This is a genomic window from Streptomyces sp. NPDC005435 (assembly GCF_040703155.1).
Taxonomy (GTDB): domain Bacteria; phylum Actinomycetota; class Actinomycetes; order Streptomycetales; family Streptomycetaceae; genus Streptomyces.
This window is the reverse complement of the sequence record NZ_JBEXEQ010000013.1, coordinates 227,617-236,632: the sequence shown is the minus strand read 5'-3', so window position 1 is coordinate 236,632 and position 9,016 is coordinate 227,617. Positions and strand designations below refer to the sequence as shown.

The 9,016-nt window shown below is 70.6% G+C and carries 11 protein-coding genes; 4 read left to right on the top strand and 7 right to left on the bottom strand.

Going from position 1 to position 9,016, the window contains the following annotated elements; all coding sequences use genetic code 11:
• Positions 1 to 421 precede the first annotated feature (421 nt).
• Positions 422 to 1,072 (bottom strand): DNA-3-methyladenine glycosylase, encoded by a 651-nt coding sequence (locus AB0898_RS19000; RefSeq protein ID WP_366804082.1) that lies wholly within the window; start codon positions 1,070 to 1,072, stop codon positions 422 to 424.
• 102 nt (positions 1,073 to 1,174) lie between these two features.
• Between AB0898_RS19000 and AB0898_RS18995 the strand changes: the two genes are divergently transcribed.
• The 3 genes from AB0898_RS18995 (at position 1,175) to AB0898_RS18985 (ending at position 3,188) form a co-directional block, all read left to right on the top strand.
• A complete protein-coding gene (locus tag AB0898_RS18995) occupies positions 1,175 to 1,957 on the top strand; it encodes a sporulation protein (RefSeq protein ID WP_366804081.1) in 783 nt (260 codons plus the stop codon).
• A gap of 40 nt (positions 1,958 to 1,997) precedes the next feature.
• Positions 1,998 to 2,537 carry a YbhB/YbcL family Raf kinase inhibitor-like protein gene (locus tag AB0898_RS18990; protein WP_366804080.1) on the top strand — a complete coding sequence of 180 codons (540 nt, stop codon included), beginning with the start codon at positions 1,998 to 2,000 and terminating at the stop codon, positions 2,535 to 2,537.
• A gap of 144 nt (positions 2,538 to 2,681) precedes the next feature.
• Complete coding sequence (locus AB0898_RS18985; protein WP_366804079.1) at positions 2,682 to 3,188, top strand: HNH endonuclease; 507 nt, start codon at positions 2,682 to 2,684, stop codon at positions 3,186 to 3,188.
• A 113-nt stretch (positions 3,189 to 3,301) separates the two neighbouring features.
• Here the strand turns inward: AB0898_RS18985 and AB0898_RS18980 are convergent, their stop codons facing one another.
• The 3 genes from AB0898_RS18980 to AB0898_RS18970 all read right to left on the bottom strand — a co-directional run bounded on the left by AB0898_RS18980 (position 3,302) and on the right by AB0898_RS18970 (position 5,679).
• Positions 3,302 to 4,258 carry an SPFH domain-containing protein gene (locus AB0898_RS18980; protein WP_366804078.1) on the bottom strand — a complete coding sequence of 319 codons (957 nt, stop codon included), beginning with the start codon at positions 4,256 to 4,258 and terminating at the stop codon, positions 3,302 to 3,304.
• 83 nt (positions 4,259 to 4,341) lie between these two features.
• Positions 4,342 to 4,773, bottom strand: a complete 432-nt coding sequence (locus tag AB0898_RS18975) for an NfeD family protein (protein WP_366804077.1) — start codon at positions 4,771 to 4,773, stop codon at positions 4,342 to 4,344.
• A 114-nt stretch (positions 4,774 to 4,887) separates the two neighbouring features.
• Positions 4,888 to 5,679 (bottom strand): ABC transporter ATP-binding protein, encoded by a 792-nt coding sequence (locus AB0898_RS18970; RefSeq protein WP_366804076.1) that lies wholly within the window; start codon positions 5,677 to 5,679, stop codon positions 4,888 to 4,890.
• Positions 5,680 to 5,829: 150 nt separating this feature from the next.
• On the opposite strand from AB0898_RS18970, the gene AB0898_RS18965 reads away from it, so the two are divergent.
• Positions 5,830 to 6,648, top strand: a complete 819-nt coding sequence (locus AB0898_RS18965) for a hypothetical protein (RefSeq protein ID WP_366804075.1) — start codon at positions 5,830 to 5,832, stop codon at positions 6,646 to 6,648.
• A 91-nt stretch (positions 6,649 to 6,739) separates the two neighbouring features.
• Here AB0898_RS18965 and AB0898_RS18960 read toward each other — a convergent pair whose 3' ends face one another.
• From AB0898_RS18960 to AB0898_RS18950, 3 genes are all read right to left on the bottom strand, one after another.
• A complete protein-coding gene (locus AB0898_RS18960) occupies positions 6,740 to 6,979 on the bottom strand; it encodes a chaplin (RefSeq protein WP_366804074.1) in 240 nt (79 codons plus the stop codon).
• A 171-nt stretch (positions 6,980 to 7,150) separates the two neighbouring features.
• Positions 7,151 to 7,792: a response regulator transcription factor gene (locus AB0898_RS18955; RefSeq protein ID WP_366804073.1), complete on the bottom strand. Its 642-nt coding sequence runs from the start codon at positions 7,790 to 7,792 to the stop codon at positions 7,151 to 7,153.
• The gene (locus AB0898_RS18950; RefSeq protein WP_366804072.1) at positions 7,785 to 8,930 is read right to left on the bottom strand and encodes a GAF domain-containing sensor histidine kinase; all 1,146 of its coding nucleotides are present in this window, start codon (positions 8,928 to 8,930) and stop codon (positions 7,785 to 7,787) included. The genes AB0898_RS18955 and AB0898_RS18950 overlap by 8 nt, the downstream gene beginning before the upstream one ends.
• Between the last annotated feature and the right edge of the window lie 86 nt (positions 8,931 to 9,016).

Below are 9,016 nucleotides of genomic sequence, written 5' to 3'. Positions count from 1 at the left end.
TCGCTTCCTTTGTACTCACCCTCTCGGGCTTTCCTCCGGGCTTCCCTTCGGTGTTTCCGACTCTATCAGACCGTTTTCCGATCCGATTTCCTCGGTGCTTTCCAGGTTCCCGCTCTCGCGTTTCCCTTTCCGGCGGTTCCGACTCTATCAGACTCTTTTCAGTGCCTGACTCCCGATCGGGGGGATTGCCTTGGGCTTTTCGGCTTTCGCCGTCCGGCCTTTCGACATTCACTACGTTAGCCGATCTCCCGTACGGACTCATAATCGAGTCCCAGCGGATTCAATTCAGACATGCGGACACGTCGAATCGACCCCCGCCAAGGGGAAGTCGTAGGTAGTGGGATGGCCGCTTCCGTCTACTGGCGATCGCCGTACCCGGTTCAAGCGGCTCGGAGAACATTACGCATCTTCCAAGAGCGAGTCAACGTGACCTGCGTCTCGGTACATGGGGGCGGTAGGGGCTCACCGTGGGGTCGCCGTCCACCCAGTAGCGCCAGGGGTGCGCATCGCCGTCCCCGCCGTCACCGGCGACGCCCGTCCTCGGTCCGTTGCACACCTGGTCGGCGGGGACGGGGGTGCCGGTGAGGAGGTGGAGCGGGGCGGCTTCGGGGCCGCAGACGTCCGTACCGTCCAGGGAGCGGTCGATGCCCAGGGCGGTGGCGAGCCGGGCCGGGCCCTTGGCCAGTTCCCTGTCGTTGCGGGCGGAGAGCCGGCGCTCGCGGGCCAGCTCGGCGCCCTCCACGATCTCGCCGGCGCGGAGCAGCACCCCGCTCGCCCGGCCCTCGGGGCCGCAGACGAGGTTCATGCAGTGCCACATGCCGTAGGTGAAGTAGACGTAGGCGTGGCCGGGCGGGCCGAACATCACGCCGTTGCGGGCGGTGCGGCCGCGGAAGGCGTGGGAGCCGGGGTCGTTCGGGCCGTCGTACGCCTCGACCTCGGTGAGGCGGACGGTGATCGGGCCGTCGGGGGTGGTGCGCACCAGGAGGCGGCCGAGGAGGTCGGGGGCGACCTCCAGGACGGGACGGTCGAGGAACTCCCGGGGCAGTGGCGTACGGTCCGGTGGCGTGATCATGCCCTCCGAGGGTAGTGCAGCCGGGGTCGCCGTCATGGCGGAACCGGTCGGGGCCGGATCGCGTTTGTACGGGGCGAGGGCCCATTCGTAAGGGGAGAGTAAATGGCGTTCAAGAAGCTGCTCGCGAGCCTGGGGGCCGGTGGCGCCTCGGTGGAGACGGTGCTGACCGAGGTCAACGTGGTGCCCGGTGGCGTGGTGCAGGGCGAGGTCCACATCCAGGGCGGCTCCGTGAATCAGAACATCGAGGGGCTGTCGGTCGGTCTTCAGGCGAAGGTCGAGGTGGAGAGCGGCGACCAGGAGTACAAGCAGGACATCGAGTTCACGCGGGTGCGGCTCGGCGGTGCCTTCGAGCTGCAGGCGGGGGCGGTGCACGCGGTGCCGTTCGGTCTGGAGATCCCGTGGGAGACGCCCGTCACGATGATCGACGGGCAGGAGCTGCGCGGGATGCACATCGGGGTGACCACCGAGCTGCAGATCGCGCGTGCGGTGGACTCCTCCGACCTGGACCCGATCAACGTGCACCCGCTGCCCGCGCAGCAGGCGATCCTGGACGCCTTCATCCAGCTGGGCTTCCGCTTCAAGACCGCGGACATGGAGCGCGGTCACATCCGGGGCACCCGGCAGCGGCTGCCGTTCTACCAGGAGATCGAGTTCTACCCGCCGTCGCAGTACCGGGGTCTGAACCAGGTCGAGATCAGCTTCGTGGCCGACGAGCACGCCATGGACGTCGTCCTGGAGATGGACAAGAAGCCGGGCCTGTTCAGCCAGAGCTCCGACACCTTCCGCTCCTTCCAGGTGGGCTTGCACGACTTCCACACCACCGACTGGGCGGCGTACCTGAACCAGTGGCTGTCCGAGGTCGGCAGCAGGCGGAACTGGTTCTAGGCTCGGACGCACTGAACGGAATCGATCAGGAGGTACCGAGGTGACCGAGCTCAAGCGGCGGCCGCTCCCCCATGACTTCCATCCGCCCGTGCCGTCGTTCACGGTGACGAGTGAGGACATCGAGCCGGGCGGGGTGCTCAAGGGCGCCCAGGTCTACGCCGATGGGAACGTCTCGCCGGAGCTGAGCTGGGAGGGGTTCCCGGCGGAGACGAAGAGCTTCGCCGTGACCTGCTTCGACCCGGACGCGCCGACCGGCAGCGGGTTCTGGCACTGGGTGGTGTTCGACATCCCGGCCTCGGTGACATCGCTCCCGGCCGGCGCCGGCAGCGGAAAGTTCGACGGACTGCCCGAGGGCGCGATTCAGGCGCGCAACGACTACGGGACCAAGGACTTCGGCGGGGCCGCCCCGCCGCCCGGAGACGGCCCGCACCGCTACGTGTTCACGGTGTACGCCGTGGACCAGGAGAAACTCGGTCCGGACGCGGACGCCTCGCCGGCCTTCGTCGGCTTCAATCTGCGGTTCCACGCGCTGGCGCGCGCGCAGCTCGTCGGGGAGTACGAGAACCCCGCGCAGAGCTGACCGCCGCTTCGGTGTTTGCCCGCCCCTGGTCTTGGAAGTGATCAGGGGCGGGCGCTTTTTTATTGCGTTGTCCATCTCGGTGCGCCCGTCCAGAGTTGATCCACGTCCGCCGGGGGGTGGGCGGGCACACGGGAGGTGGGCTTGATGCGTGGCACCTTGGTCCTGAACGCGAGCTTCGAACCGCTGTCGACGGTGACGCTGAACCGTGCCGTCGTGCTGGTCCTCCAGGACAAGGCGGTCGTGGAGCAGGAGCACCCCGTCCTGCGGATGCGCGGCGCCGATGTGGACATACCCGCGCCCCGGGTGATCCGGCTGTGCAGATACGTACGGGTGCCGTTCCGAAGACAAGCACCATGGTCGAGGCGGGGTGTGCTGGTCAGGGACCGGCACCGGTGCGCGTACTGCGGGCGCTCCGCGAGCACGGTCGACCACGTGGTGCCGAGGGCGCAGGGTGGCGGGGACACCTGGCTGAACACGGTGGCGTCCTGCGCGGAGGACAATCACCGCAAGGCGGACCGGACTCCGGAGCAGGCGGGGATGCCGCTGCTGTGGCAGCCGTTCGAGCCGACGCCGGCGGACGCGATGCTGCTCGCGCTGGGGAACGAGGACTTCGACGCGCTGCCGGACTGGCTGGCGCTGCGGGCCGCGTAGAGCGGACGCACGAAGCCCGCGTGGACCGGACGTACGAAGCCGCGTGGAGCGGGCGTACGCAACGGTGGGGCCCGCCTTCCCTGAGGAGGCGGGCCCCACCGTTGCGTATGGCGTCAGTCGATGGGCGGGCGCTCGCGGCGGTCGGAGCCGGTGCCCTTGTTCTGCTGGGGTACGGAACTGCCGCCGCCTCCGCCGAAGTTGCCGAAGTTGCCCATGGCGCCGGAGAGGCCCTTGAGGGCGTCGCCGATCTCGCTGGGGACGATCCAGAGCTTGTTGGCGTCGCCCTCGGCGATCTTCGGGAGCATCTGGAGGTACTGGTAGGAGAGCAGCTTCTGGTCGGGGTCGCCCGCGTGGATGGCCTCGAAGACCGTGCGGACGGCTTGGGCCTCGCCCTCGGCGCGCAGGGCGGCGGCCTTGGCCTCACCCTCGGCGCGCAGGATCTGGGACTGCTTCTCGCCCTCGGCGGTGAGGATCGCGGCCTGGCGCGTTCCTTCGGCGGTGAGGATCGCGGCGCGCTTGTCGCGGTCGGCGCGCATCTGCTTCTCCATCGAGTCCTGGATGGAGGTGGGCGGCTCGATGGCCTTCAGCTCGACGCGGTTGACGCGGATGCCCCACTTGCCGGTGGCCTCGTCGAGGACGCCGCGCAGGGCCGCGTTGATCTCCTCGCGGGAGGTGAGGGTGCGCTCCAGGTCCATGCCGCCGATGATGTTGCGCAGCGTGGTGACGGTGAGCTGCTCGATCGCCTGGATGTAGCTGGCGACCTCGTAGGTGGCGGCCCGGGCGTCGGTCACCTGGTAGTAGATGACGGTGTCGATGTTGACGACCAGGTTGTCCTGGGTGATCACCGGCTGGGGCGGGAAGGGCACGACCTGCTCGCGGAGGTCGATGCGGTTGCGGATGGTGTCGATGAACGGGACCACGATGTTGAGGCCCGCGTTCAGGGTCCGCGTGTAGCGGCCGAAGCGCTCGACGATGGCGGCGCTGGCCTGTGGGATGACCTGGATTGTCTTGATCAGGGCGATGAAGACCAACACCACCAGAATGATCAGGACGATGATGACCGGTTCCATCGTGTTCCCCGTATCCCTCTCCGCTGTCGAAGATCTTGCTTGTCGAGTCTGTCAGACCGCTGCCCGACTCGGGGGCAGATGAATCAGATGACGAGCGCGGTGGCCCCCTCGATGTCCACGACGTCGACCTCCTGCCCGATCTCGTAGGCGCGTGAGGCGTCGAGGGCGCGGGCCGACCAGATCTCCCCGGCGAGCTTGACGCGGCCGCCGGAGGCGTCGACGCGTTCCAGGACGACCGCCTGTTTGCCCTTCAACGCGTCCACTCCGGTGGCGAGTTGGGGGCGCTGCCGGTCGTGGCGCAGGGCGATGGGGCGGACGACGGCGATGAGGGCGACGGAGACGATCACGAAGGTGAGCACCTGGATCACCACGCCGAAGCCGAGCCCCGCGGCGACGGCGGCGGCCACGGCTCCCACCGCGAACATGCCGAATTCGGGCATGGCGGTGATCACGAGGGGGATTCCGAGCGCCGCAGCGCCGACGAGCCACCACACCCATGCGCCGATGTCGTCCACGGGCTCATGGTAGGGCCGGTGGGCGGGCCGCCGACAGGGTGCGGACGGGGGCCGCCCGGATCAGGACGGATCGGGATCGGACCGGGAGCGGATCGGGCAGGGGCCGGGAACGGATCAGGACAGGGGCAGGCCGCGGGCGGTCCAGCGGTCGCCGGCCTGCTCCACGACGAGCGGGAGGCCGAAGCACAGCGAGAGATTGCGGGAGGTGAGTTCGAGCTCGATGGGGCCCGCGGTGAGGACCTTGCCCTGGCGGATCATCAGGACGTGGGTGAAGCCCGGGGCGATCTCCTCGACATGGTGGGTGACCATGATCATGGAGGGCGCGATGGGGTCGCGGGCCAGCCGGCCGAGGCGGCGGACCAGGTCCTCGCGGCCGCCGAGGTCGAGTCCGGCGGCGGGCTCGTCCAGGAGCAGCAGCTCGGGGTCGGTCATCAGGGCGCGGGCGATCAGGGTGCGCTTGCGCTCGCCCTCGGAGAGGGTGCCGAAGCGGCGGTCGAGGAAGTCGCTCATGCCGAGGCGGTCGAGGAAGGCGCGGGCGCGCTGCTCGTCGACGTCCTCGTACTCCTCGCGCCAGCCGGCGGTCATGCCGTAGGCGGCGGTGAGGACGGTCTGCAGGACGGTCTGGCTCTTGGAGATCTTCTCGGCCATGGCGATGCCGGCCACGCCGATGCGGGGGCGCAGTTCGAAGACGTCGACCTTGCCGAGGGTCTCGCCGAGGATGGTGGTGGTGCCCTTGGTGGGGAAGAGGTAGCTGGACGCGACGTTGAGGAGGGTGGTCTTGCCCGCGCCGTTCGGGCCGAGGATGACCCAGCGCTCGCCCTCCTTGACCGACCAGTCGACCTGGTCCACCAGAGCCCGGCCCTCACGGACCACGGATACGTCCTGAAGCTCCAGAACATCGCTCATGAGCGCGTTGTCTCCCCTTGCGTTGTGGCCGGTCTCGGCTGTCGCGTACGCCTGTGGCTCGGGCCGCCACGCCAATGGGCGCAGCCCATATGAAATCTACGCCACGAGTGTGGTGCTCCATTCCATCGGTCCGGTCCTTAGGGTGGGGGGATGCTCACGGAACCGCGTTCAGGACGCCTCGCCGCTTGGGGAAATGCCCTCTTGGCCGGACTTGTCTCCCCGGATGACGCCGTACTCGCCGTGGTGGGCGGGGACGCGGTGCACCGGGTCGAGGGGCTGCCGGGCGAGGAGGGCGTGGTGGGGCTCACGCTGGCGCTGGGCCGGCTGCGGGGGCTCGGGGTGACCGGTTTCCGGGTGGCGCTGCCCGCGCCGGGGCATCCGCTGGGGCTGAGCGGTCCGCCGGAGTTCAACGCGCGGGCGCTGGAGGCCGAGGAGGCGGTGGTCTGTTCCGGGGCGGCCTTCGGTCTGGTTCCAAAGGTGTACGAGGCGGGGCCCGAGGGTGACGTGCACACCGAGGTGGTCTGGCACGTCCTGCCGGTGCGGGAGGCGCCGCCCGCCGACGTGCCCTCGCTGGGCGAGGCGGAGCGGGAGCTCGCGGAGGCGCTGCGCGACGCGACGGAGGTGCTGACGCGGCTGGACGTGGCGGCGTCGGGTCCGGTGGCGGAGGCGGCGATCGACGCGTACCGGGCGCGGTCGGAGGCGCCTCGGCGGGCCGGGGTCCGGGTGACGGGCGGCCATGGGTACGAGGTGCTGGCGCCGGGGTATCCGCCGCGCGCGGTGCGGGTGCTGGAGCTGGCGGAGCGGATCGGGCTGCTGGTGTCCCTGGCGTACGGCGGCGGGCACGGGGGCGCGGTGAGCGCTTCGGAGATGGCGGCGCGGTCGGCGGCGCTGCGCCCGGTGGAGCGTACGGCCCGGCGGGCGCGGGTGGCGGCGTACAACTCGGTGGTGGAGGAGCGGGAGCGGCGCTGAGGCGTGTGCCCGCGCCGGGCCGGCCGGTTTTGTGGCAGACGCAGGGCCCCCGGTGGGGGTGCCGGGGGCCCTGCGGGTCTGTGGGGGCGCGTCAGCCGTTGATGCCCGTGTTGCCGAAGGCCGGGTTCAGCAGGCCGATGACGTTGACGGTGTTGCCGACGACGTTCACCGGGACGTGCACCGGCGCCTGGATGACGTTGCCGGAGACGACGCCCGGCGAGCCCGTGGCCGCACCGGAGGCGCCGCTGCTGGCGGAGGCCATGCCCGTGCCCGCCGCGATCAGTCCGCCGGCCACCATCGTCACGGCCGCGGCCTTCTTCAGGTTCTTCATGTCCAACCCCTCCTTGGCATTCGCCGCGGCGGTTCGCCGCGGCACGCACTGGAGAACGGCGGGGGGCGGACGAGGTTGCGCCGTCCGGGTGACATTCCCACGACGGTATGAATCTCGGATCGGACGGTGACCTTTCGGACCGCCGTTCGTAGGGCAGCCGTTGACCGCGTTTCAGCCGGTCACACCATGGCGTACCGCCCAGAGCGCGGCCTGGGTGCGGTCGGCCAGGTCGAGTTTCATCAGGATGTTGGAGACGTGCGTCTTGACGGTCTTCTCGGAGAGCACGAGGGCGCGGGCGATCTCCCGGTTGGAGCGTCCGTCGGCTATCAGGCCGAGCACCTCGCGCTCCCGGTCGGTGAGTGAACCTCCCCTGCCCTGGCCGGGGTTGGCCTCCTCCTGGGAGAGCAGCGCGTCGGCGACCTCGGCCTGGAGCAGGACGTGCCCGGCGTGCACGGAGCGGATGGCGGCGGCGAGGGCGTCGGGGTCCACGTCCTTGTAGACGTACCCGGCGGCGCCCGCGCGCAGGGCGGGGACGACCGTACGCCGCTCGGTGAAGCTGGTGACGATCAACACCCGGGCGGGGTTGGCCAGTTCGCGGAGCCGGCGCAGCGCCTCGATGCCGTCGGTGCCCGGCATCTTGACGTCCATGAGGACGATCTCGGGGCGCAGCTCCTCGGCCAGGGCGACCCCTTCGGCGCCGTCGGCCGCCTCGCCGACGACCTCGATGTCGTCCTGCACCTCCAGGAAGGTGCGCAGGCCCCGGCGTACGACCTGGTGGTCGTCGACGAGGAGCACCTTGATCGGGTCAGCCACCGGGCACCTCCATCTCGATCGCGGTGCCCTTGCCGGGCGCCGATTCCACGGTCAGCGTGCCGCCGACCCCGCTCGCGCGGTCCCGCATGGAGACCAGTCCCAGATGGCGTCCGGCGCGGCGGACGGCCGTGGGGTCGAAGCCCTCGCCGTCGTCGGTGACGCGCAGGACGGCGCCGTTGCCGCGCCGGGCCATGCTCACGTCGACGTGCGCGGCGCCGGAGTGGCGCAGGGCGTTGTGCAGGGCCTCCTGGGCGACCCGGAGCAGGGCCTCCTCCTGGGCGGCGGGCAGGGCGCGGATGCCGTGCCCGGCGAAGGTGACGCGGGCGCTGTGGGCGCGGTCGAGGACCTGGACCTGGGTGCGCAGGGTGGCGACGAGACCGTCCTCGTCGAGGGCGGCGGGGCGCAACTCGACGACGGCGGCGCGCAGTTCGTCGGCCGCCTCGGCGGCGAGGGCGGCGACCTGGTGCAACTCCTCCTTGGCGCGGGCGGGGTCGCGGTCCACGAGGGCGGTGGCGGCCTGCGCGGTCAGGCGGAGCGAGAACAGCTTCTGGCTGACGGCGTCGTGGAGTTCGTGGGCGAGGCGGGAGCGTTCCTCGGCGATGGTCAGCTCGCGACTGCGTTCGTAGAGGCGGGCGTTGGTGAGGGCGATGGCGGCGTGCTGGGCGAGGATGCCGAGCAGATCCTCGTCCTCGGCGGTGAATCCGCAACTGCCCTCTGGCTTCTGACAGTTCTTGTTGGCGAGGAAGAGGGCACCGATGACCTCGTCGCCGTCGCGGATGGGCAGGCCGAGGAAGTCGGCCAGTTCGGGGTGGGCCTCGGGCCAGCCCTCGAACCGGGGGTCCTGCCGCAGGTCCGCCAGCCGCTCGGGGCGGGCCTCGCGCAGCATCGCCGCGAGCACGCCGTGCTGCCGGGGCAGCGGCCCGATCGCCTTCCACTGTTCGTCGCCGACCCCGTCCACGACGAACTGTGCGAAGCCGCCGTGGTCGTCGGGGACGCCGAGGGCGGCGTACTGGGCGTCGAGCAGCTCACGCGCGGAGGCCACGATCGTCTTGAGGACGTCGCGCACCTCCAGGTGTCTGCTCATGGCCAGCAGCGCGGAACTCACCGCGCCGAGGCCGGACCGGGGGCCGTGACTCATGTCCTCACGGTACCGGCGGGGCGGGAGGGGGCGGATCGGCCCGGTGGCCCGCCGTGCGGGCCGGTGGACGTAGGGCCGGGGGCCTA

Coding starts and splice junctions, on each gene's coding strand:
- AB0898_RS19000 (WP_366804082.1), bottom strand. CDS start 1,072: ATGATCACGCCACCGGACCGTACGCCACTGCCCCGGGAGTTCCTCGAC.
- AB0898_RS18995 (WP_366804081.1), top strand. CDS start 1,175: ATGGCGTTCAAGAAGCTGCTCGCGAGCCTGGGGGCCGGTGGCGCCTCG.
- AB0898_RS18985 (WP_366804079.1), top strand. CDS start 2,682: ATGCGTGGCACCTTGGTCCTGAACGCGAGCTTCGAACCGCTGTCGACG.
- AB0898_RS18980 (WP_366804078.1), bottom strand. CDS start 4,258: ATGGAACCGGTCATCATCGTCCTGATCATTCTGGTGGTGTTGGTCTTC.
- AB0898_RS18970 (WP_366804076.1), bottom strand. CDS start 5,679: ATGAGCGATGTTCTGGAGCTTCAGGACGTATCCGTGGTCCGTGAGGGC.
- AB0898_RS18965 (WP_366804075.1), top strand. CDS start 5,830: ATGCTCACGGAACCGCGTTCAGGACGCCTCGCCGCTTGGGGAAATGCC.
- AB0898_RS18960 (WP_366804074.1), bottom strand. CDS start 6,979: ATGAAGAACCTGAAGAAGGCCGCGGCCGTGACGATGGTGGCCGGCGGA.
- AB0898_RS18950 (WP_366804072.1), bottom strand. CDS start 8,930: ATGAGTCACGGCCCCCGGTCCGGCCTCGGCGCGGTGAGTTCCGCGCTG.